Origin of the sequence: Bacillus sp. FJAT-27251 (assembly GCF_001273925.1) — a bacterium.
GTDB lineage: Bacteria > Bacillota > Bacilli > Bacillales > Cytobacillaceae > Mesobacillus_B.
Window position 1 is genome coordinate 220,276 of sequence record NZ_LIGG01000001.1, and the last position, 23,439, is coordinate 243,714.

Genomic DNA, 23,439 nt, shown 5'->3' on the forward strand with positions numbered 1-23,439 from the left:
AAATAAACGCACCAGTCCAGAAGACAGGTGCTGCTCAATTACCCGAATACCGTGCATAATACTTCTTCGCCTCGACCACATCTTCCACCCCATGAACAAGCAGACGGCCGTCCTTAAAAAAGACCAACGTCACCTTGTCGTCCGGTGCAAAGCGAAGCAAAAATGGATTTACCATCATCTTGCCGCTTCCCTTCAATTTTTTGGCCAAGTTCTCCAAATCAAACGTTTCAACCTGGCGGGGATTGATTTGGACGGTATCGCGGCCGCAAAGCACCGCGTAGACTGTCTGCCGGCTTGAAGAACGGTCAAGGAACTCAAACTGCTGGTGCACGCAGGCTGGACACTCCGGATTCCTGCCCCCTGAAATATCCATCTGCATGGATGAGGGATACCAGATATCCATTTGCTCCAAATTCGGATTGTGATCGGCACCAACCAGCAGCTTCAATGCCTCGGTGGCCTCGAAAGAGCCGATAATATCCGTAATCGGCGACAAAACGCCAATTGTGTCGCACGTTTCGCCCAGGCCTTCCGGGACCTCGGGAAATAAACATCGATAGCACGGCGTCTTCCCGGGGATAATCACAGCAAACATGCCCCTCGATGACACAGCGCCTCCATATACCCAGGGAATTCCTAATTTGACTGCTACATCATTGATCAAGTAGCGTGTCGAAAAATTGTCCGTACCATCGACAATCACATCGAAGCCTGACAATAATTCTTCTGCATTGTCCAGATTGAGGTCAGCAATGACAGGGTCGATTTTTACCATCGAATTGATTTTCCTTAGCTTCCTCTCTGCCGCCATTACTTTTGGCAAGTGCCCCGCCGCATCCTCCTCATCATAAAGCGACTGGCGCTGCAGATTCGACAGCTCCACAAGGTCCCTGTCAATCACTCTTACAAATCCAACCCCCGAACGAACAAGGTGGTTGGCGATGACGGTCCCAAGTGCCCCCATGCCCACCACAGCCGCCCTGCTGTCCAGAAGCTTTTTCTGCCCTTCTTCCCCAATCGGTTTAAACAGTATCTGGCGTGAATAACGCTCCATTTCTTTCACGGACATCCCCTCTTTTCTATTAAATTATAAAAAAAACAAAATATTATTTCGAGTATTAAAAAAATTAAAGGAATTTTAGGGTGCGATAGCTAATTTATTAAAGATGAGAGCATTTTATCCAAAATGAAAGAGGTGGCGAAAAACGATGAATCTTGGCGGTTTCATGAACAAGGAAGTTGTCGTCGATTTGACAAGCAGCACAGTTGATTACAGGGAAATCAACGAAGCAGATGCCAGAAAGTATATTGGCGCCCGCGGGCTTGGGGTTAAATACCTATTGGATAACGGACCGGAAGTTGAGCCATTTTCGGAAGAAAATATTTTATGTTTCATGACAGGTCCGGTAACCGGCTCCCGCAGTTCCATGAGCGGGCGGATGGCTGTTGTCACAAAATCCCCGCTGACACATACGGCGACTGATTCCCATATCGGCGGCTGGACCGCGGCACGCCTGAAATGGGCGGGGGTCGATAATGTCATTGTTAAAGGTAAGAGCGACAAGCCCGTCTATCTTTACATCGAAGGCGGTCAGGCCGAGCTGCGCGACGCTTCCCATCTTTGGGGCAAAGGAACAAGGGAAACGGTCCAGCTTATGAAGGATGAGCATGGCGAGGAAAACCTCAGCGTCATTACGATTGGCCAGGCCGGTGAAAACACCGTGCGCTATGCCGCTTTTATCAATGAGCATGACCGTGCGGCAGGACGCGGCGGAACCGCGGCTGTGGCCGGCTATAAAAAACTGAAGGCTGTTGTCATCAAGGCAGCGCAAAAAGGGAATATGCCCGTTCCAAAGCTGAAGGATGAGTATACACAGGCTAACAAAAAAGCGGTAAAAGCAATCCTGGAAGGCGGCTTGACTGCTCCAAACAAAGGCGGGTTATCCGTATACGGAACCAATGTCCTCACCAACCTGATCAATGAAGTCGGTGCGCTGCCAACGAAAAACTCCCAGTACACCCATTGGGACCAGGCTGAAAAGCACAGCGGCGAGTATGTCAACAAGCATCTTCTCGTCGCCAATAATACTTGCCATGCCTGTCCGGTTGGCTGCAAGATTGAAGTTGAAGTAAAAGACGGACAGTATAAGACGCGAGTTGAAAGCTTTGAGTTCGAATCTTCCTGGTCGCTTGGATCCAACTGCATGCTGAGTGATGCAGAAGCCATCGCCTACCTGATCGACCGCTGCAATGAATATGGCTTGGATACGATCGAACTTGGCCACGCGTTCTCGGTGTCAATGGAAGCTTATGAAAAAGGAATCATTTCCGAAGAACTGAACTGGGGTGATGCCGAGGCAATGGTCGAGCTGACGCGCAAGATTGCCCACCGTGAAGGCTTTGGCGGCATCCTTGCGGAAGGCCCGGCACGCGCAACGGCCGAGTGGGGCGCACCTGAGCTTTCCATGTCGGTCAAAGGCCAGTCCATCCCTGCCTACGACCCTCGCGGAATCCAGGGCATCGGGCTTGGCTATGCAACAAGCAACCGCGGCGCCTGCCATTTGCGCGGTTACACGGTCGCCAGTGAAATCGCCGGAATTCCGGAGCCGACAGACCGCCTGAAGCCGGAAGGAAAAGGCGAGCTGCTGAAAATATTCCAGGATATGCTTGCATTCGGTGATTCCATGGACATCTGTAAGTTCTCCTCCTTCTCGGAAAATGCCGAGCATTATGCCGAGCAGTACAGCGCAATGACAGGCATTCCGATGACAGCTGAGGATGTCATGCTTGCCGGTGAGCGGATTTACAATCTTGAGCGCTACTACAATAACCTTGCCGGCTTCGACAAACGCGAGGACGATTTCCTGCCGAAGCGCTTCACCGAAGAGCCTGCAAGCGGAAACAGTGCCGGATCCGTTAGCCGCATGGATATCATGCTGGAAGAATACTACCAGGTCCGCGGATGGCAGGATGGAGTGGTACCAGCCGAAAAGCTGCGCGAACTTGGCATTCTTGCTGAAGAAACAGGTGCTCCTKAGCAGGTATAAGTTTCAGAAAAAAAACCGGGTTATTTTTACAAAAACCAAGTGATTCGCACGTAAATTGAGAAGCAAAACTGCTTGGAGCAATGTTGTCTCCAAGCAGTTTTTTGCATATTTAAAAATAAATCGTTGATTTTTCTGACTATGAAAAAATAAACGGAAAAATTCCGCTTATATTGGGAAATACCAGCATTTCCCGCAAAATAAGGGAACTTTTTCCGTTTAAACTAATAAAATCCTTGAAATTTGTTCTTTTTAGAGGGGGTAACCGGAAAATATCCGCCTATTTATGCTTCTTTAGCCCCTTCCATATGCATTAACCGGAATTTCTCCGTCTATGAATTCCTCGCATTACCGAAGAAAATCAGCAAACTGAGTCCTTTCTAGTCAAAACTGAMCCCGCTGGCAGTCTGGGTGTTACCCGCCTATCCGCGTGGTTTTGTAGCGATATTTTACAATGAGTTCCTCCAGGATTTCCTCATTTTCCGCCTTGAAGCGGATTTGGACGGCATTCACCTTAAAAGCCGGTGTGAAAGTGATTTCCTCCTCGCCGATAATCTCGCCGCTCCATCCTTCCCCTTCATAAATAAGTGGCAGTCTTTCTGTGACCTGTTTTCCTCCGAGTTCCTGAAAATACATGACGAGATGGCTGAGATTGATTCCACGGAACTCCATTTCACGGCTCACCATCTTTAGCCCCCTGCCACCGGCGGAAACAGGGCAAACTGGTCACTCTCATTTACCCTCGTCTGCAGATCCTCAATATGGATAATGTTCTTCCCATTCACATACACATGCACAAACGGTTTCAGCTTTTTTTCCGCAGTGAATATTTCCCCTTCGATCTCCGGAAACATCTCGACCATTTTATTCAGAATATCCATGACTGTGTCGCCATCCGGTATGACTTCCACCTGGACACCGCCGCAAATATCGCGAAGATTCGCAAACACCCTTACTTGCATGCTCCCGCCCCCTTGCCTTTTCTTTTAATCTTAAAATGAAAACGCTGCTTTGTCACTTCCTCTTCCTTTTATTCTCATAAAATAAAAATCCTCCTTTTTTACGAACATACATGAAGAAATACAGGGTAATAGATAAATACTTTCATTTTAAGGAGGGAACTATGTGAAGGCAGTAACTTTTCAAGGCGCAAAAGACATACAAGTAAAAAATGTCGACGATCCAAAGATTGAAAAAAATGATGATATTATCATCAGGGTTACCTCTACGGCCATTTGCGGATCCGACCTGCATATCTACCAGGGAGCATTACCTACACATCCTGGATATGTGATCGGCCATGAGCCAATGGGGATTGTTGAGCATGTGGGTTCCGAAGTGACCAAGGTGAAGAAAGGCGACCGCGTGGTTATTCCTTTTACAGTAGGATGCGGCCATTGTTTCTATTGTGAGCATGATATGGGGAGCCAGTGTGATAACTCCAATCCAAACGATATGGTCGATTCCGGCGGCTACCTTGGCTTTACAGAGCGTTATGGAAACTATCCTGGAGGACAGGCTGAACTGCTGAGAGTCCCTTATGGAAACTTCATGCCTCTGAAGGTTCCGGAATCAGCCGAACTTCCTGATGAGTCGTTGCTGTTCATCTCTGATGTTCTGCCGACATCCTATTGGAGCGTCGAGAATGCCGGTGTAAAGCCAGGCGATACCGTTGTCGTGCTTGGCTGTGGCCCGGTCGGCCTGATGACACAGAAATTCGCATGGCTCAAGGGTGCCAAGCGTGTGATCGCGGTCGACAATGTCCCATACCGTCTGGAGCATGCAAAACGGACCAATAATGTGGAAACCTATAATTTTGATGAATATGAAAATATGGGATCATATATTCGTGAAATTACCCGTGGCGGTGCGGACGTCGTGATCGACTGCGTCGGCATGGACGGGGAAAAATCAGTGGCGGAAAAGGTCCAGCAAAAGCTGAAGCTTCAAGGCGGCACTATAAGTGCCATTAAGATTGGGAAGGAAGCTGTCCGGAAATTTGGGACCATCCAGCTTACTGGAGTATATGGATCGGTTTACAATATGTTCCCGCTTGGAGACATTTTTGAGCGTAATATCACCGTGAAAATGGGACAGGCTCCTGCCGTCAACCTGATGTCAAAGATGTATGATTACGTAGTAAGTGGCGAGATTGATCCAACCGATATCATCACCCACAAAGTTCCGCTCGACCAGGCTAGTAAAGCCTATCAGGTATTTAATGACCATGAAGACGAAGTGATTAAGGTCATCTTGAAGCCATAAGCAAAAACGCCCCACTCGAGGGGCGTTTTTTTATTTGGAGTCGGCGGGATAGACAACGCCCATCTGGCGGCGGCATTCATCGATGATTTCCATTGTCAGCAGCGAGTTCTCATGCGAGTTCACCCGGGATTCCAGCTGGTTGTTTTTAATGAGCGACATGAATTCTTCCACCTCGTAAAACAACGGCTTGCGATTCTGCTGCTGTGTCAGGTCCTCTGGTGCCTTTCCCCGGATAGTAAGGGTCACCTGTTCCGGCACATTCACCTTGTCGGCCGAAATATTGCCGTTCTCTCCCTGGATCTCGAACGGCAGCGAGGAGTCGGTAATTTTCGAAAACATAACCACTGCCTCCATGTCTTTATAGCCAAGAAGAATGCTGCCTTCCCCATCAACACCTGTTTCTAGGATGATTCCCGATGCCTGGATGCGTTCCGGCCTGCCAAACAAAGCAACAAGCGGATACACACAGTAAGTGCCGATGTCCATTAACGAACCGTTGGAGAATTCCGGCTTGAAGGCATTGAGCACATTCCCTTCTTTATACGCATCATACCGGGAAGAATATTGGCAATAGCTTGCGAAATAGCGCCGCACCTTACCTATCATGGACAGATGGTCGGCAATCACCCGGAAGTTCGGCACGAGTGTCGATTTCATCGCTTCCATTAACACTACTCCATGTTTTTTGGCTGCTGATGTCATTTGCCTGACTTCCGCAGCATTGGAGGCCAGCGGCTTTTCGCATAAAACATGCTTCTGATTTTCAAGGAAGGTGACCGCCTGGCGTGCATGGAAGGAGTTCGGGGAGGCAATGTAGACAGCATCAATTTCACTGCTTTGTGCCATCTGCTCCAGGCTGGTAAAAATTCTTTCCACCCCGTACTCCCCGGCGAACTCGCGAGCTTTTTCCTCCGTGCGGGAATAGACTGCTTCAAGGGTAAAATCCGGGTGCTGTTTTGCTGCCTCAATAAATTGTTTTGTAATCCAGTTGGTGCCTACTATTCCAAAGCGAATCAATATGCTTCCTCCTCGATCTGGCCCTTTGCTCCGCCTCTTGGCAGAGGACACAGGGCCGTGCTAGTTTAGAAACTAATCATCATCCCGGTCGATTTCCTTTTCGATAATCATTCCGGTCTTTGCATCGATTTTATACTCATATTCATGGGTGCCGTCCTTGATTTCAATTTCATAGGCACCGTCATCAAGTTCCAGGTCCTCGACCTTTCCTGGCGATTCCTTTGTGGCGATTTCAATGGCTCTTTCAGAGGTAATATAGGATGGTCCCGATGCTTTGTTTTTGTCATCTGAAGGTGCTGCAGCAACCTTGGCCTCTCTGTTCACTTCCACATTCCCTTTGTCATCATCGTCATCATCCCGGTCTACCTTCAGCACTTCGCCTGTCACCGCATCCACGTCAACATCCACATCGTCATCCCCATTTTCGCTGCGAAGCTCAATTTCATAGATCAGTCTTCCATCGTCCTTTTCCAGTTCAATGCTTTCGATCGATCCGCCTGCTTCCTTAATGGCAATCTCCTCAGCTTCGTTCATGGAAATGATATTTTTGTCTTCCTTCATTCCCTGGCTTTCCGCCTTTCCAGTGTCATCAAATGCACCTGCCCCAACAGCTCCTCCCAATAATACCAAACCTGCACTCGCAATGATTAATACTTTTCGTTTCATTTTGTCTGCCTCCTTTATCGATATATCTAAACTATATCCACCGAAAATGAGGCTTTCGTGACAGGAAAATGAGAAATTGATGAGAAACGGATGAAAGTTCTAGTCCTCCCATGCTAGGTTGGTGATTTCTCCTGAGATGGCATTGATTTCAACCGTTACTTCCCTGTCATCTCCGGTTTCAACTTCCACCAAGTAAAAAGAAATACCGGCTTTTTCCACCTGCTCGACATCGTCAATTTCGCCGCCGAAACGCTTCAGGGCAATGAAAGCTGCCTCTTCCTGGGTAATTAGTTTGGCAGGGCTTGTGGATGATGGTTCATTAGTTGTTGGCGACTCGGGAGAATCTGGCTCCTTTTCGGGCTGGGATGGTTCTTCAGGTGCCTGTTCATTTCCTTGCGGCTCGGGGGGCTTATGTTCTTTCGTCCTTTTCATGCTCACTATTTCCCCGGTCACCGAGTCCATTTCTACCTCATACATCCCCTCATCACGATCAATGGCCATTACATATCGATCCTGCTGTTTGCCCAATTCCACAATCTTGCCTGGATACAGTTCCTCGACCTTTGCTGCTGCTTCGGCTTCTGTCAATGGTTGTGCTGAAGTCATCTGCTTCAACAGCTGCCAACCTCCAACAATAAGAATGACAGCCACTGCTGCTGCCCCCACCATTTTCATGTTCATCATAATCACCTCAGTGCTTTTGACTTTGTTTTCCATCCTGCTGGAGCAATATGAGAAACTAATAAGAAGGCGCCAGTGGAAGAATGATTTTTGCGGTCGTTCCTTCTGATTCCACGCTCTCAATTTGAATATCAGACCCCATGGCTTCGGCAATCTCTTTGGCAAGTGACAGCCCCAGCCCGAATCCGCCTGTTTTTCTTGTACGCGCCTTATCGACCCTGTAAAAACGATCATATATTTTTTCCAGATCACCAGCCGGGATCCCGATTCCGCGGTCGGCAATCTCGATAACAGCGTGCTCCGATACCATTTTAATATTGACGTTAATCACGTCTTCACTGTATTTCCGGGCATTATCCATCAGGATATAAAACAGCTGCCTGAACTTTTGCTGATCAGCCCTGACTATGGGCTGATCCACGATGTTCAGTTCAATTTGCCGGTTATAGGCTTTTTGAAACGACCTCACCAACTCTTCGGCAATGGCGGCCAGATTGACATTCTCCAAGGCAACCTGCCACTGGTCTTCATGTTTGGCAAGCTGGAGCAGCTGCTGTGTCAAATCCTTCATGCGGATGGCTTCGGAATGAATGGCTTCCACAGCCTCATCAAACAGCTCCGGCTGCTGCCTTCCTCTTCTTTGTAAAAGGGAAGCATACGATTCAATAACGGTTAGAGGCGTTTTCAGTTCATGCGATGCATTTGAGATGAACTGCCCCTGCTTTTCATAATTGACCTTGAGAAGATGCATCATCTTGTTAAATGTCTCTGCCATTTGATACAGTTCATCCTTCGATTTTTTCGGAAGGGGAATCTGCTTAAATTGGCCGCTCTCGCGGATTTCCTTCATGGTGTTGATCATGGATGCAATCGGCCTGATGATAAAGTTTGAGAGAAGCGCAGATGACAGCAGTACCGGAATGGTCGCCAGCACCGTAATAATGATCAGAACGAGCCTGAGGCTCCGCAGCATATCCGCTGTGTGGGCAAGGCTCCCTGTCGCCTGCAGGTCCGCCATTTCTCCGTCATTCAAGATAATGGGGATTGAAACAAAAGCGTAAGGAGTCCCATTATGTTCCTTGATTTCTCTTACTTCTTTTTGATAAAAATCCACCGGAAGGCTGCGCAGGCTATAAAGATCAGGATTTGCTGCGGCAGCGCGAGGTTTGCCATCGGCCTTGACAATCTGCAGCATGCCATTGACGGGTACATAGGAGCGCAGCACATCATCCAGGGGAATGCCATCGGCCTTGTTTACACCATCAATGGCCTGCAGGGCTTCTCCCGCCATCCGCTCCAATTCATTATTCATCATCGTCCGGCTGAACACCGAATAGATAGAAAAAGTTATGATGACCAGCAGCACAATAAACATCGCGGCTGTATAGAGGTTGACTCTGTGCCTGAGCTTCATTTTGCCTCCTTTACAACATAGCCGACACCGCGGACCGTATGGATGAGCTGGGTTCCATACGGTTTGTCGATTTTATTGCGCAGATAGCGGATATAGACATCTACTACATTCGTATCTCCGTAATAATCGTAGCCCCATACACTATTCAGCAGCTGTTCCCGGTTCATGACCTGTCTCGGGTGCTTCATCATGTGGGCTAGCAAATCGAATTCGCGAGGCGTCAATTCAATATAGTCTTCTTTGCATCTCACTTCACGGGTAGCTTCATTCAAGGACAATGCGCCAACTGTCACCCAGTCCTGCCCTGCCCAGGCTGGTGCCTCCTTTTTACGGCTGACCCGCAGGCAAGCGCGGACGCGCGCCAGCAGTTCCTCAATCTTGAATGGCTTGGTAATATAATCATTAGCCCCAAGGTCGAGGCCGGATACCTTATCTTCGACGGAATCCTTGGCCGTCAGCATGATTATGGCTGTGTCGTCACCCTGGGAGCGGATCCGGCGCAGCACCTCAATCCCGCTTATTCCCGGCAGCATGATATCGAGCAAAATAAGGTCCCAGGACTGCTCCTGAAACCTTTTGAAGCCTTCAAGGCCATCAAATGCCTTTCCCACCTCATATCCTTCATAAGTCAGTTCAAGCTCCAGAACACGGGCAATCTTTTCTTCATCTTCGACAATCAGGATTCTCGGTTTATCCATGCATTTCCCCTCATTCGTATCTTTTACCGCTATTTTAGCATATGCCGGGGGCAAGGGCAGGCATTGTTCTCCTTCTCAAAGCCCCCCCTTTCACAGCAGGCTACAGCTGCAGGCCCGTAAGCTTCCAATAGGTGAAGTAAAATGCAAGCATCAGCAATGCGTACACCGGCATTAGAATCATGCTTAATTTCAGCAGGTCGTTTGCGTCATAGGCAAGGTCCTCGTCCTCATAAAAAACGAGTAAAGCCTTCGAACTCACCGGGAATGTCAGGCAGTAGTTCATTCCTACCAGACTTAGGAACAAAACCGCCGGAGGGTTCAATCCCAATGTTCTGCTTAAAAGGAGCAGTCCCGGCACCATGACGACCGCCCTTGTCGTATGGGAAGGAATATATAGATGGGAAGTGACGGAAATCAGGCATAAAAGAATAACTGCCAGCCATTCGGGAGCATTCTGGAGCAATGACAGCGATCCGAAGACATGACCGCTGATCCAATCGACTGCTCCGCTCTCAATCATGTTCGTCCCCAGTGCAGCCGCCGCTGCCACGAATACAATCAAATTCCAGGAAACAGATGAGATTCCCTGTTTCCAGGTCAATATCCCCGCACCCGGAATCATCAGCAGCATGGCAGCCGCCATCGTTACAAAGGCGATATCGTAGCCATGAATTCCTTCCGTCACCMAGAAAAGAACCACTCCACCGATGAGATACATTGTCTTTTTTTCCATATCGCTGAAGGGAGCCTTTATACTATGCTCTTCCGTTATTCCGGCAGGCTCCTCTTCTGTTTCTTTAAATCCATCCTTCTGTTGGCTTCCTGATTTTAGAAAGTACAACCTAATCACGACTAAAGTGATTAGACTTGCCACAATGGCAAACGGAGCTCCCCAAGCCAGCCATTGCAAATAGGAGATACTCTCGCCTGTCGACTTCTTGAGCCATTCCACCCCGATCAGGTGCGACCCGGCTGCGATTAGGGAAGCCGAAGTGGACATCAGGATGACAGCAGGGACAAGAACTGCCAGGGCCGCTTTTTGCTGTTGGTTTTTAAGCAGGCCTGCCAGGTTTTTTACAATCGGAAGCACCATGGCGGCACGGCCGGAAGTGGACGGAATGAAAAAAGCCAGCGGCTGAAGGGCGAGCACCGTGTAGGAAAATAGTTTATTGGAAGTGTTCGCCTGTCGAAGAATGGCTTTGGTCATCCGTTCCGCCAGCCCAGAGACGCTTACAGCCTTTCCAAGAATATAAGCCCCCATCATCAGCCAGACGACCTCGGCAGAAAAAGATTCATACACCAGGCTCGCCTCTGCTCCCTTCACCACGACCACAAGGAGCAGTACGGCAAGAGCCACGAATCCAGCCGGGAATTTTGTCCCGATCCACAGCACCATGGACAAACCGAATGCAAGAATGGCGATTTTCCCTTCGTACGGCAGCCCCGGAGTAAAGACAATGGCAACCAGGCAAACAGCCAGAAAGGCAATCACAAGCGGCTGGGCATAGATGGGCGTCTTTGGCTTCGCTTCGCTGGAGGTCCGGGCATTCGCCTGATATCGTTCTAAGCGGCTGTATGCATTCATGCCAGCTCCCTCGCATATTTCCTCTCGGCGATTTCATACCCAATATACACATGGCGGATGGCAGCCTCTGCGGAATCGGCAATCCATGAGGAGGCCTTGTCCATCGCCATTTCCAGCGTGGCCGGCTTTGGGATGATGCTCATATAGGCATCAATGCCGCTCCTGTAATTCATTTGGGCTCCTTTTCCAATCGTTCCCGCTATGGCAATGACAGGGACACCCATCCMCTTGGCTACTTTGGCCACCTGGGAAGGAATTTTCCCATAAGGAGTTTGTTCATCCAGGCACCCTTCTGCTGTCAAAACCAGATCGGCACCGAAGATATGCTTTTCAATCTGGATATATTTCATAATGATATCAAAACGCGGATGGAGAGTTGCACCTGCAAATGCGGCCAGCCCTGCTCCCAGGCCGCCCGACGCTCCGCTTCCCGGCTCAAAGCGCAAGTCCCTTCCAAGTTCGGCTTTTATGATAGAGGCATACCGTTCCAGTCCCTGCGACAGGATTTCCACTTCGCGGGCAGAAGCCCCCTTCTGTGGTCCAAATACCTTCGCTACCCCTTTGGGCCCGCATAAAACGTTATGCCAGTTACAGGCAGCGTCAACGGTTACATCGTTCAGACGGTGGTCCAGCGATGAAAGGTCGATACCGTGAACCAGATGAAGATCTCCTCCTCCACAAACATCCATTACCTGGCCTGCCTCATCCAAAAATTGAGCACCGAGCGCCTGGGCCATTCCCGCCCCTCCATCCGATGTGCCTGAATCACCGCAGCCAATCAGGATTTTGTCGACATTCAAGTCCAGCGCTGCTTTTATCAGTTCACCTACACCGTATGTTGTCGTGTACAAGGGATTGCGCCTGTCCCTTGGAACGAGACGCAGGCCGGCCGCTGCCGCCATTTCGATCACAGCTGTTACCTTCCCGCCTTCTTTATACACGCCGAAGTGGCTCATCACTTTTTGGCCGACGGGGCCTGTTACTTCTTTTTTGACGAGTCTTCCCTTTTTTATCTGCACAATCGCTCTGGTAAAACCCTCTCCGCCATCCATCATCGGCACAGGAACAGTCTCTGCATCCGGAATAAATCGCCTGATGCCTTTTTCCATCGCCACTGCCACCTCGTCCGCACTCACAGATTCTTTAAACCCGGATGGAATCATTACTATTTTCATATTTTCTTCCTCCTGTCTCTCTTTGCTTAATCCGAATATACCTCCAGAAAAAGTGAAGACCATGAAAGGGAAATGAGAAAATGATGAGAAAGGAAAAAAGCAGGATCCCATCTCCAGTTATCTTCATTGACGCAGTTTCTTGCCACCGACTTCTGTATTTTTGCGTCAATGAAGGTTGTTATCGCAATTTTTCCAGCCAGTAGCCTTAATTTTTTTGTTAATGAAGGCTATTGACGCAAGTTTTTGCCATTGGCTACTGGTTTTTTGCGCTAATGAAGGGTATTAACGCAAGTTTTCACCGTTGGCTTCTCGTTTTTACGCTAATGAAGGCTATTGGCGCAATTCTCCCCTATCAGCCTCTTTATTTTTACGCTAATAAAGGCTATTGGCTTAATTTTCCGTCAGTGGCTTCCCGTTTTTGCGCCAATGAAGGTTTTTTAAGCATCAAAAAAGCCTCCGCAAATCGCGGAGGCTTTTTGTATCTGGTTTTAGCAGACGGAGTCGTTTGGCTTCGGGTTTTTCAAACCAAACAGAGGCCGGATGAACAAGGCAAGGAATGTGCCCAGCATCGCCATCACTGCCCATACCCAGCCATGCAGGCTGAAGGAGGCAATTCCGCCAAAGTAGGCACCGATGTTGCAGCCAAAGGCAAGTCTTGCACCATAGCCCATCATCAAACCGCCGACAATGGCAGCTCCCGCCACACCAGGCTTAATTTTTCCAGGCTTGAACGTTCCCTGGGCAGCCGCCGAAATGAATGCTCCCAACATGATGCCAAAGTTCATGACACTCGTTGAATCGGCAAGGACCGTATTCGTAAGCGCTGCGCCGTTCGCCCCCGAGAAATAGCCCCAGGTTGAAACATCCACGCCCATTGCCATCATCGCTTTTCCTCCCCAGAGGGCAAAAGCGGATGTAATTCCCCACGGAGTTCCGCGGACCGCCAGCGTCAATGCATTGAGCAGAGCGAGGACAATCGCGGCGGCAAACAATGGCCAGGCGCCCCGAAATACCTTCTTCCATCCAGCCGTCGTTGGCAGGGGCTTCATCATTGGAGGGTTCTTCTTTTTAGCGATTTGAACCGTGATCCAATAAATCAGGGCAAACAGCCCAAGCTGTACCGCCCATGCGCCAAAATAGCCCAAGCCTGTCGAATCGGCAAGCGAAAGCGGCGGCAGGGCAGGTGTCTCCTCCATCCAAAACGCAAAGTGGTAAGCTCCGAGAAGCGAACCGGCGATAAAGGAAATCAAGGTCAGAATCATGGAGGAAGATCCTCCGCCTACCGAATAAAGAGTCCCGGAAGCACAGCCATTTCCAAGCTGCATCCCAACCCCAAAAATGAACGCACCAAAAAGGACGCCGACGCCAACAGGTGAAACATACCCTTTTGGCTCAACACCAGTAAAACTGAAACCAGTGCCTAAAATGATGGCAAATAAAGTGGTCGCGACCGCGAGCATCAGCATATGGGCCTGCAAGCCCTGGACATTTCCCACTGAGACGAGACGCCTGAAAGCGGAAGTGAACCCAAAGCGGGCGTGCAAAAGCGTTGCACCGAGCGCGAGCCCAATGATGAACAAAGTTCCCTGAGTCCAGCTGGCCGCCGCCACAATACTGATATATAAAATAATAGACGCCAATACCCCAATGAGGACCAAAGGTTTTTGGACGGGCTTCAGCTCGGCAACCACCGTTGTCGATTTGTTATCCCAGCTAGGCTGGTTCGGCATATTAGCCGCTGCAGGTTGTGACATCTAACTTCGCCTTCTTTTCTTATTAATATAGTCGGAAAATATTTATAGTATAGTAATTTAGGATGTTTGTAAACCTTATATAGGGGAAGGGCAACCGAGTAAAATCTTGGAAAGACATGCATTTGCGGGTTGGGATGGATGTTGGGTTCTTAAGGCCCTTTTCCCGTGCCGGAAGGAAAATTCAGGTCTTGAAGATATCTCAATGCCTTTTACCTCAAAGCAGATTTCAGGCTCTGACAAGGACTCTCAGGACCTTTTTTCCTGACCTTCAGCTGATTTCGGGCACTAATGAGGCCTCTCAATACCTTTTTTCCCGACCCCCAGCAAAAATTAGGCTTTGATGCACCTTGCCAATAAAAAAACTGCCGGGCACAGTTCAGCTCACCCGGCAGTTTCTTTATTCTAAGCCTCCGGCCGCTTGAACGGCCACCAGTTGGCAGCGCCAAAGTTCTTCACCATGACTGGGACAAACAGTGGCAGCATCACCATGCTGTACAGGAACAAGCCAACAAGGACAATGGAAGCGATCTGAAGGAGCGAGAGCATGCCTGATGGCATCATCGCCGCAAACGTTCCTCCAAGAATTACCGCAGCCGAAATAATGACGGTCCCCATTTTCTTCATTGCCATCAGCATTGCTTCAGAGATTTCAAGATTTTTATATTCATTGAATCGGTCCATCAGGAAGATGCTGTAGTCCACGCCTAGAGCCACCAGGATGACAAAGGCAAAGAATGGCACGGCCCAGCTGATTCCTGTATAACCAAGGATGTTGACAAAAATCATTTCATTGATCGCCATCGACGTGTAATAGGTCAAAATCAATGAACCTATCAGATAGACAGGCATGATGATCGAACGGAACAGGAAGACAAGGACAATCGAGATTCCGACAAGCATCAGGATGACCGTTCTTGTATAATCCTGGCCGGACATCGTATCAAGGTCGGCATTGACACTCGTGATGCCCCCGACCGCCACATCGGCATTTTCAAGCTTTGTATCTTTTACGGCCCGGTCAACCGCCGCTTTGATTTCGTCCATCTGGGCGATGGCCTCATTGGAGTAAGGATTTGCTTTAAAAACGACATCCAGCGTCATCACTTTATGGTCCTCTGACATATAGGCATCAAGCGCCTGTTCAAAGTCCTTGCTTTCCAATACCTCTTGCGGCAGGTAAAAGCTGTTCGTTTCCGCAGAAGACAATCCTCCCAAATAATCCTGGGCGGAGCCGAGACCGTCGGAAACCTTGTTAAGCCCCTCGGCGCTCTGCTCCAGGCCGTCGGTCAACTGGGAAAGCTGTCCTCCCAGGCTGCCGAAGCCGGCCAATAGCTGCTGCTGGCCATCATGGATTCCGCCAAGGCCGCTGCTCAGCTTCGGCATATTGCGGACAATCTGTCCCTGTCCGTCTGCAAGCTGATTTAATCCTTCCTGCTGGGCTTCCACCCCATCAATGAGAGCCTGCAAGCCTGCAGCCATCGAGCTTTGGCCGCCGATTGCCTGCTTGAATCCCGCATTGGCCTCTGCCATGCCGCCATTAATTTGGGCAAGGCCGCCATTTAATTCGTTTACCCCCGCAGAGAGCTTTGGAAGTTCCTGCTGGGCTGCCTGCACCGCACCTTTGATGCCCTGGTAGGCCTGTTCATCTGCCAGCCCTGCATATTTCCCTTCAAGATAAAGGAAATATTCATTCTGGATTTGGTTCATGCCTGCAGACAGCTGCTCAAGGCCAACTCCCACCTTTTGATATTCACCGCTGAGGAGAGCCAGCGTCCCTTCCATCTTTTCATAGCCAGCCAGCAGTTCCTGATATCCAGCCAGCAATTCTTGTGCACCTGCCTTAGCTTCTTCAAGCCCGGCTTTTATCTGATCTGAACCCATGGAGCCTTGGCGGATGCCTTCTTCTATTTTAGCCAGATTGGTCTGGATTTCACCAAGACCGGACTGAAGTTCAGATGTTCCGGCTACTAGCTGGCTGATGCCGTCGACAGCGCCTTCGAGTTCCGGCTCCGACTTCGCCAGCTCGCTTCCCGCCTCTTGCAAGCCTTCACTGATTTGTTTCAATCCGTCTTTTCCTTCGCCGAGACCGGATTCAAGAGTTTCTGCCTGTTTTGCTATATATAGGTCTTCAATCGGCTCACCGGTCGGCCTTGTTACAGATCGGACACTGTCGACCAGGTCTACCTTTTCCAGCTCCTGGCTGATTTTTTCTGCAAGACTGATATATTCTGCTGTATTCATTTCATCATCATTTTTAAGGACGATTTGCGTTGGCATCGACTGGCCCGGTCCAAAGCTGCCGGAAATGGCATTGAAAGCTTTGATGGCCTGATAGTCTGCCGATACTTCTTCCAGTGAATTATAGGAAAGTTCCCCATCATAAACGGCCAGGAATGGCAGACACACAGCACCAACAATCAGGAGCGACAGGAACGGACGCGCGAGTGAGAAGCGGCCAACAGTGCCCCAAATCCGGCTTTCCCCATGCTCTGCCGACTTTTTGGAAGGCCAGAACAATTTCGTTCCAAGCACCGCCATGAAAAAGGGCACAATCGTAAACAATGCTGCCAATAGGATGGCGACTCCAATCGCAACCGCCGCAGCAGACTGATAGAGGATAAACTGCGAAAATCCAATCGCCGCAAAGCCGATCATTACGGCGACACCACTGAAAAACACGGTGCGTCCGGCATTCCGGTATGTTTCGATAATCGCATCGCTTACGCTTTCTGTCTGCCCAAGCTCTTCTTTAAAACGGCTTAGGAGCAGGATGCAGTAATCCGTTCCAATTCCAAACAGGACTGCCACCAGGAAGATTTGCGTATAGTTGGACAATGGAAAATTGAATGAGTCCACCAGCATGCCCACAATGGACTKGGAAGCAAGATAGCTGAATCCAACCGTCAGCAGCGGGATGACCGGCGCTACAACCGAGCGGAACACGAGGAGAAGAACGATAAGAATGAAAACGACGGTAATACCTTCCGTCTTTTTCAAGCCTTCCTGCGAGCTGGTGATCAATGCTTCACTGATCATCCATTCGCTTGTAAAGTAGTGGTCCACTTTTGCATTTTCGGTCGCCCGATACAATGCTTCGCTCACTTCAGCCGGTTCCCGGTCCTGCCAATTGAAGGAGACCGATACGAGAATCGATTTTCCGTCTTCCGAAACGAGCTGATCCTTGAGGCTTTCATCGTTAAAATGCGTCAGGACCTCGGTAACGCCCAGCTCCTTATCCTGCTCGAGGGAGCGGACCGCCTTTTCAGCCTCCTTTATTTCAGCCTCAGTCAACTTCTTTTCATTGTGAAAGACAAGAGCAGCCTGCCCCTGGTCTTCGCTTCCGTCCTGTGACTGGACATCATTCATGATTTGCGTGGCCAGCTGGGAGGAATATCCTTCCGGCACCGTGATCTGGCCTTTTTCACGCACAAGGTCCGCCATATTCGGCGCAGCCATGAACAGGCCTGCGACAGCCAGGATCCAGGCAATAATCACAAGCCATTTATGTTTGATAATTGCACTCACTTTCTATTCCCCCAGTTGTTTTTTATCAATCAAAATTTGGTTCAGCTTTTCATAGGTGTTGATAAATTGCTCGATTTCTTCCTGTTCAAAGCTTGTTATGAAGGATTCAACCAGGTTGGCAATCCGTTCCTCCGTTTTAAGGAACAGCTCTTTGCCTTTAGGTGTCAAGGCAAGGTAGACTACCCGGCGGTCCTTTTCATCACGCGTCCGCTGAATCAGCCCTCTTTCGAACAGACGATTGATAATCGCGGTAATCGCACTTTTATTCACTTCAAACTCTTCCGCCAAATCGGATGAGGTACAGGAGCCGATATTATGGATGTACCTTAAGGTATAATGCTGGTCATTGGTCAGGTCGCTGCTGATTTCTTCCTTAATGAAAGATTCCGCTTTTTTAGTGACCGAGAACTGCACGGCAATAAAGCGGTTTACAAGTTCATTTATGTTGTTGTCGGGCATGCCTTTTCACCTCGAAATATTAATTCAACACTAAAACAGTTCAACAGTTGAACTATTAACGAGTTAAACTATATACCGATAAAAAGCTGATGTCAAGTTCATATTTTGAAGGGAAATGTTGGGGCTTGCCATGACTGGTCCAAGAATGGTATAGTAGTAAAGCGATGAGCTGAGTTGGATAAGTCGGCGGGCACTCCTCCGGGAAATGCACGATGTGGCGTGCAGCCCGCCGCCCCAATACGCAAGGACGCCTTTTATGGGCGTCCTTTTTATTTTTATTTTTATGTATCAGGGTATGTTTTATCGTGTTTCTGTTCACCCTTTTAAAGGTATGACCGGGACATTATAAAGGAGTGGGAACCATGAGAGATCAAGTTACACCGTACCTTGTATTTGAAGGCAAAGCGAAAGAGGCGCTGCATTTTTACCAGGAGCTGTTCGGGGCGGAAATTGTCCGTGTCCAGACCTATGGAGAAGCCGATTACCCGACACCGCCGGAAGCGTCTGAACTGATCATGTACGCCCAGCTGAAAAAAGGCGGCTTGGAGATCCTCTTCTCTGACGGCTTTCCAGGCCAGTCGGTCGCCATAGGCAGCAATATCTCGCTTGCCATCGAACTTGAAAGCGACCAGGAAATTGAGAGCATATATGAAAAGCTTCGCCAGAATGGAAAAACAGTCATGGAGCTTCAGGATACGTTCTGGGGAGCCAGATTCGCGAAGGTACAGGATAGCTTCGGAGTAGTATGGGATTTGAATTATCAAAAAAGCTGACTCAGGGATTCGAGTCAGCTTTTTTGCGTTTCGGAAACAGGCTTCCTTCTTAATGGCGGAAGCTGTAGATAGGTTGCTGCCCGCCAGAGCCACTCCAGCGGCCCGAAGAGAAAATAGCGGAGCCAAATCCAGCTGAACAGCATCTGCAGTGCATAGATGGCTAAGCAGACAAACAGGGATTCAATGAGGGTAAGCTGGCCGAAAAAGCGTCCTGCCGCAATGATCAAAGCTGTTTGTGCCAGGTAATTGGTCAGCGCCATCCTTCCGTAGTGTTTCAAAGGTGACAGCAGCTTATTAAATAATGGCAGTTGTATAAGCAGGATCAGTGAGCCTGCATAAAAAGCCGATACGACCGGCCCCACCATAATGCCCGCATGGAAGAATGGGTAAAAATCCATTCCCGGAACTCCTCCGTTCCCCAGAGCTGGCGCGAGGCTGTTTTGATAGCCAATCGCAAGCAGGCTTAATGCCCCCATGACGGCAGTGAAAATAGCGACCGGCTTCCGTTTGGCTGCCAGATTTTCAAACAGGCGGAACTGCCCGGCTGCGAACCCGAGGAGAATCAGCGCAATTGGCAGCAGCGGCTTGATAGCCATCCAGCTGAAACCCGCCAGCAAAGATAGCGCAATAATCAGGTTGGTCTCTTTTTTAAGGCGGTAAAAGGGCAGTACCAGAAGACCGCTTATGGCGTACACCGTCAAGGCTTCGCCGGGGTGGAACCGAAAATGAATGAGGCCGATAAGAAACATCACGAAAATCCTTCGCAAAAACAAAAGCAGCCCATTTCTTCCTTTTTGGTTGGCCTTGGTGATGAATAAATAGAATCCCACTCCAAATAAAAAGGAGAAGATGGTAAAGAACCGGCCCTCAATGAACAGGTATAAAAACTTCCAATAGGAAGCCTCCGCCGCTGTTACTGGAAGTCCAATATGAAGAAGCGGCAGGATATTCACCAGGATGATGCCCAGGAGCGCAAATCCCCTCATGAAATCCAGCGCTTCGATTCGTTTAGTATCAGGAGGATGCATCTGGTTCTCTCCTTTCCATTGAAAAAGCACCCCTTAATTATAAAGGAGTGCCTGGTAAGATTCCCATAAAATCTTTGGGGTTTTCTGTTATGGCTAAAGCGGGAGCGACCTGTACCATTTTGCGGCGGCTTCCACTTCCTGCAGTGTCAGCTGGTGGCCGAAGCTTTCCCAGTGCAGTTCAACGCTTGCGCCTGCTTTTTCCAGCAGGCCGCCAAGTTCACGCGATTCCTCAGGCGGGCAGATTGGATCGTTGGTACCTGCTCCGATAAAGGTGGATGTGCCCGCTAAATCCGGCAGCTCAATCCCACGTCGCGGCACCATCGGGTGATGAAGGATTGCTGCTTTGAGCGCATCCTGATAATGGAACAGCAGGCTTCCTGCAATATTGGCTCCATTTGAGTACCCCACTGCCACCAGGCTGCCCCGGTCAAAGCCATACTGTGCTGCAGCCTCATCAAGAAACTCGTTCAGTTCTTTTGTACGGAAAACAAGGTCTTCTTCATCAAACACGCCTTCCGCCAGCCTTCTAAAAAACCGGGGCATGCCATTCTCAAGCACATTTCCGCGCACACTTAATACAGACGCATTTGGGTCGATTCTCTCTGCCAGCGGAAGCAGGTCCTGTTCATCCCCTCCCGTTCCATGCAGCAAAAGCAATGTTGGCCTTGATGGGTCCTGTCCTTTTTTATAGATGTGTTTCATTGTTTCTCCTCCTTATTGGGTCTGAGCTCATTTTTTACCTTTCGATTACTTCAATTCCCTGACTTCAACAGGAATCAGGATCTTCTGAAGCCTTGAACGGTATTGCTCGTATTGTTCAGGCAATTTCAATTCCGTGCCCAGGCTTTCCACTGGTTCATCATGGGCAAATCCAGGGGGGTCGGTTGCGATTTCAAACAGAATGTCTCCGTACTCGCGGAAATAAATCGAAGTAAAATAGCTTCTGTCCTGGACAGGCGTGACGCCAAATCCATTGCTTTCAATATAGCTTTTCCAGTCAAGCTGGTCTTCGTCATCTTCAGCCCGCCAGGCGATATGGTGCACAGTCCCGACCCCCATGGAGCCTTTGATGCCGCTCGGCGCTTTTTTCAGATCAATGATATTGCCAATCTCGTCGCTTGAAGAGAAGCGGGTAAACTCTCCTTCATCGCCCACTTTTTCAAGTCCCATTATCTCAAGCAGTTCAGCCGTTTTATATGGCAGTCCCGAGAGCAGCGTTGCTCCTGCAAACCCCTTGATTCCCACATCGGGAGTAATACCGGCGAACTCCCATGTGTTAGGGCTTCCCCCTTCCCTCTCCACAAGCTCGAGCTTCAAGCCATGCGGGTCCTCAAAGGCAATAGCCTGCTCGCCAAACCTCTCTTTTTTTGTGTATGGAATATCAAACTGCTTTAGCCTGTTTTCCCAAAAAGACAGCGCCCCGGGAGGTACGGCATATGCGGTGGTTTCTACCTGCCCATCCCCTATCCTGCCCTGGTGGGCCCCCGCCCACGGAAAAAAGGTAATGATGGTGCCCGGCTCTCCTCCTTCATTGCCAAAATAAAAATGGTAGGTTCCCGGGTCATCAAAGTTGACCGTTTTTTTAACCATTCTCAGTCCCAATACACCCGCATAGAAGTCAACATTCTCCTGGGGATGGCCTACAATCGCAGTGATATGGTGAATGCCTTTTGTTTTTTTCGCCATTTAATTGCTCCTGTTCGCGTAGTTTTTAATAGTGTTTATTTAATATGTACCATATATTCACTCTTCCATCAAGAATCTTTACTTCAAGATATTTTTATATAAAAAACCTAGCCATCCTGGCAAGGTTTTAGGAAATTTCATGATAGGTGATTTCAGGACGGCTTCCAATCCGGATATTGACGCCGGTCTGCCCGAGTCCTTCGCTGATATAAAAGGGCTTTCCGCCATGGTAGTGCAGTCCTTTCACCATATTCATGGAGACAAGTTTGCCCATCTTGACCAAGTGATAAGGCTTCGGCCAATGAATCTGGCCGCCGTGGAAATGGCCTGACAGCAAGTAATCGTAATGGACTCCCTCCATGTCGAGGACAACATTCGGGTCATGGGTCAAAACCAGGTTATACCCGGCAGGAAGATCCTGATACGCCTTTTTCACATCGCTGTGCTTTGTGCTGTAATTATCGATGCCGATGATGTTCAGGCTCTCCCCATTGACCTGAATGGTGTGATGCTCGTTTTGAAGCGTCATGCAGCCGTTGTCCTGCAGCGTCTTTTTCAAAGTTTCAAAGTTTTGGCCTTTTAAAACATAATCATGATTACCAAAGACGGCATACATTCCGTATTTAGGATTCAGCTTCTGAAGCACCTGAAGGTAGGCCTCCAATTTAGGGATGCTCCGCTTGCGGTCAAGGAAGTCACCAGTGAGGGCGATCAGATCAACGGGCTGCTTTGATACCAATTTATATAACTCGTCGGGATTAATTGAAATATTTTCAAGATGCAAGTCTGACAGATGAAGCACGTTTAAATGCCTGTCGGAAAGTTCAAGATTGGGACGGGAAACTGAAATAGTATTGATATTTACTTCTCGAGTGTTTTTATTGGCTCTAATAAATGCCCAAACAACAAAAGCAGCTAAAACCAGCATTAGAAATAGGTCCATAGCACTATCCCTCCTCCCTGTCCATTATAATAGGAAGGAGGGAAGTAAAACAGTGGGAGTTGGTGGGAATTGATTATATACTTCTTTTGTACTTTTCCAACAGCATTTCTTTGGACATCATCAGGTAAACAGGGTGATGCTTCCTTATGTTAGCCATGGAAATTTCAGAGCATGACAGAAGATAGATTGGCAGCTGGGTGGCCTTTTTAAACGATAGATAGTACCTGTTTTCAGGATGGATGCAATCAAAGCCAAGTGGTGTGAACCCTTTATCGATGAGGGTAATGCCAATGACTCCTTTAATTCGGGAATGTTCGGGATGACCGGAAATAAAGCTGGCCAGGAATGGCATCGATTTCAGCACTTGCTTGAAAATCACCCTGCCTTTGGCGATTTCACTCTTCACCGACGAAAGCTCCTTCAAAATCTTCACATTATGCAAATGAATTTTCAGCAAAAGATCATTTTTGCAGATTTTTGTTCCGTCCGACAGTATGACGTCTTTTCCCTTGTATCGCGTCAGCCGGACACGGAAAACTCCATTCCTGGCGGTACCGGGACACGGGTACTGCAAGCGTGTAAAAATAAAATAGATAGGATCTAAAAAACTCCATACGTTTAAAAAAAACGGACGAAAAAACATGTACGTTCTTCTCCCTTCAATCGGTATGCCGTATTATTTTTTGTTTAAGGGGCGGAACTATTTATGGAAAGTTTAGGCGAAAC

At 48.8% G+C, this 23,439-nt stretch carries 21 protein-coding genes; 3 read left to right on the forward strand and 18 right to left on the reverse strand.

Annotated features, from left to right (window positions below; all coding sequences use genetic code 11):
* Positions 1-34: 34 nt before the first annotated feature.
* Entirely contained in the window at positions 35-1,069 is a 1,035-nt protein-coding gene (locus tag ADU22_RS01105; RefSeq protein ID WP_502688729.1) for a ThiF family adenylyltransferase, read from the reverse strand.
* Between the two features lie 139 nt (positions 1,070-1,208).
* Here ADU22_RS01105 and ADU22_RS01110 point away from each other — a divergent pair, with 139 nt between their 5' ends.
* The gene (locus ADU22_RS01110; RefSeq protein ID WP_053360502.1) at positions 1,209-3,047 is read left to right on the forward strand and encodes an aldehyde ferredoxin oxidoreductase family protein; all 1,839 of its coding nucleotides are present in this window, start codon (positions 1,209-1,211) and stop codon (positions 3,045-3,047) included.
* Between the two features lie 411 nt (positions 3,048-3,458).
* Here ADU22_RS01110 and ADU22_RS01115 read toward each other — a convergent pair whose 3' ends face one another.
* Positions 3,459-3,731, reverse strand: a complete 273-nt coding sequence (locus ADU22_RS01115) for a MoaD-like domain-containing protein (RefSeq protein ID WP_053360503.1) — start codon at positions 3,729-3,731, stop codon at positions 3,459-3,461.
* Between the two features lie 2 nt (positions 3,732-3,733).
* Positions 3,734-4,006: a ubiquitin-like small modifier protein 1 gene (locus ADU22_RS01120; protein WP_053360504.1), complete on the reverse strand. Its 273-nt coding sequence runs from the start codon at positions 4,004-4,006 to the stop codon at positions 3,734-3,736.
* 163 nt (positions 4,007-4,169) lie between these two features.
* On the opposite strand from ADU22_RS01120, the gene ADU22_RS01125 reads away from it, so the two are divergent.
* The gene (locus ADU22_RS01125; protein ID WP_053360505.1) at positions 4,170-5,309 is read left to right on the forward strand and encodes a zinc-dependent alcohol dehydrogenase; all 1,140 of its coding nucleotides are present in this window, start codon (positions 4,170-4,172) and stop codon (positions 5,307-5,309) included.
* Positions 5,310-5,339: 30 nt separating this feature from the next.
* Here ADU22_RS01125 and ADU22_RS01130 read toward each other — a convergent pair whose 3' ends face one another.
* The 10 genes from ADU22_RS01130 to ADU22_RS01175 form a co-directional block, all read right to left on the reverse strand.
* Positions 5,340-6,326: a Gfo/Idh/MocA family protein gene (locus tag ADU22_RS01130; RefSeq protein WP_053360506.1), complete on the reverse strand. Its 987-nt coding sequence runs from the start codon at positions 6,324-6,326 to the stop codon at positions 5,340-5,342.
* A gap of 72 nt (positions 6,327-6,398) precedes the next feature.
* Positions 6,399-6,992 carry a PepSY domain-containing protein gene (locus ADU22_RS01135; protein ID WP_053360507.1) on the reverse strand — a complete coding sequence of 198 codons (594 nt, stop codon included), beginning with the start codon at positions 6,990-6,992 and terminating at the stop codon, positions 6,399-6,401.
* A 99-nt stretch (positions 6,993-7,091) separates the two neighbouring features.
* On the reverse strand, positions 7,092-7,673 hold the full coding sequence (locus ADU22_RS01140) for a PepSY domain-containing protein (RefSeq protein ID WP_069188029.1): 582 nt from the start codon (positions 7,671-7,673) through the stop codon (positions 7,092-7,094).
* A 58-nt stretch (positions 7,674-7,731) separates the two neighbouring features.
* On the reverse strand, positions 7,732-9,087 hold the full coding sequence (locus tag ADU22_RS01145) for a sensor histidine kinase (RefSeq protein ID WP_053360509.1): 1,356 nt from the start codon (positions 9,085-9,087) through the stop codon (positions 7,732-7,734).
* On the reverse strand, positions 9,084-9,785 hold the full coding sequence (locus tag ADU22_RS01150) for a response regulator transcription factor (RefSeq protein WP_053360510.1): 702 nt from the start codon (positions 9,783-9,785) through the stop codon (positions 9,084-9,086). Before ADU22_RS01150 ends, ADU22_RS01145 begins: the two co-directional genes overlap by 4 nt.
* A gap of 100 nt (positions 9,786-9,885) precedes the next feature.
* Positions 9,886-11,370: an SLC13 family permease gene (locus ADU22_RS01155; protein ID WP_053360511.1), complete on the reverse strand. Its 1,485-nt coding sequence runs from the start codon at positions 11,368-11,370 to the stop codon at positions 9,886-9,888.
* On the reverse strand, positions 11,367-12,545 hold the full coding sequence (locus ADU22_RS01160) for a glycerate kinase family protein (RefSeq protein ID WP_053360512.1): 1,179 nt from the start codon (positions 12,543-12,545) through the stop codon (positions 11,367-11,369). Before ADU22_RS01160 ends, ADU22_RS01155 begins: the two co-directional genes overlap by 4 nt.
* A gap of 488 nt (positions 12,546-13,033) precedes the next feature.
* Positions 13,034-14,299 carry a YeeE/YedE family protein gene (locus ADU22_RS01165; RefSeq protein WP_231687821.1) on the reverse strand — a complete coding sequence of 422 codons (1,266 nt, stop codon included), beginning with the start codon at positions 14,297-14,299 and terminating at the stop codon, positions 13,034-13,036.
* Positions 14,300-14,701: 402 nt separating this feature from the next.
* Positions 14,702-17,824 (reverse strand): MMPL family transporter, encoded by a 3,123-nt coding sequence (locus ADU22_RS01170; protein WP_053360513.1) that lies wholly within the window; start codon positions 17,822-17,824, stop codon positions 14,702-14,704.
* A 3-nt stretch (positions 17,825-17,827) separates the two neighbouring features.
* Entirely contained in the window at positions 17,828-18,283 is a 456-nt protein-coding gene (locus tag ADU22_RS01175) for a MarR family winged helix-turn-helix transcriptional regulator (RefSeq protein WP_053360514.1), read from the reverse strand.
* 362 nt (positions 18,284-18,645) lie between these two features.
* On the opposite strand from ADU22_RS01175, the gene ADU22_RS01180 reads away from it, so the two are divergent.
* Positions 18,646-19,056 carry a VOC family protein gene (locus tag ADU22_RS01180; RefSeq protein WP_053360515.1) on the forward strand — a complete coding sequence of 137 codons (411 nt, stop codon included), beginning with the start codon at positions 18,646-18,648 and terminating at the stop codon, positions 19,054-19,056.
* A 14-nt stretch (positions 19,057-19,070) separates the two neighbouring features.
* On the opposite strand, the gene ADU22_RS01185 is transcribed toward ADU22_RS01180, so the two are convergent.
* The 5 genes from ADU22_RS01185 to ADU22_RS25585 form a co-directional block, all read right to left on the reverse strand.
* Positions 19,071-20,084, reverse strand: coding sequence for a DUF418 domain-containing protein (locus ADU22_RS01185; RefSeq protein ID WP_053360516.1), 1,014 nt, complete (start codon positions 20,082-20,084; stop codon positions 19,071-19,073).
* A gap of 93 nt (positions 20,085-20,177) precedes the next feature.
* On the reverse strand, positions 20,178-20,786 hold the full coding sequence (locus ADU22_RS01190) for an alpha/beta hydrolase (RefSeq protein ID WP_053360517.1): 609 nt from the start codon (positions 20,784-20,786) through the stop codon (positions 20,178-20,180).
* Between the two features lie 45 nt (positions 20,787-20,831).
* Positions 20,832-21,770, reverse strand: coding sequence for a ring-cleaving dioxygenase (locus tag ADU22_RS01195; protein ID WP_053360518.1), 939 nt, complete (start codon positions 21,768-21,770; stop codon positions 20,832-20,834).
* A 127-nt stretch (positions 21,771-21,897) separates the two neighbouring features.
* On the reverse strand, positions 21,898-22,713 hold the full coding sequence (locus ADU22_RS01200) for a metallophosphoesterase (RefSeq protein WP_053360519.1): 816 nt from the start codon (positions 22,711-22,713) through the stop codon (positions 21,898-21,900).
* Positions 22,714-22,786: 73 nt separating this feature from the next.
* Positions 22,787-23,356 carry a YkoP family protein gene (locus ADU22_RS25585; RefSeq protein WP_053360520.1) on the reverse strand — a complete coding sequence of 190 codons (570 nt, stop codon included), beginning with the start codon at positions 23,354-23,356 and terminating at the stop codon, positions 22,787-22,789.
* Positions 23,357-23,439 lie beyond the last annotated feature (83 nt).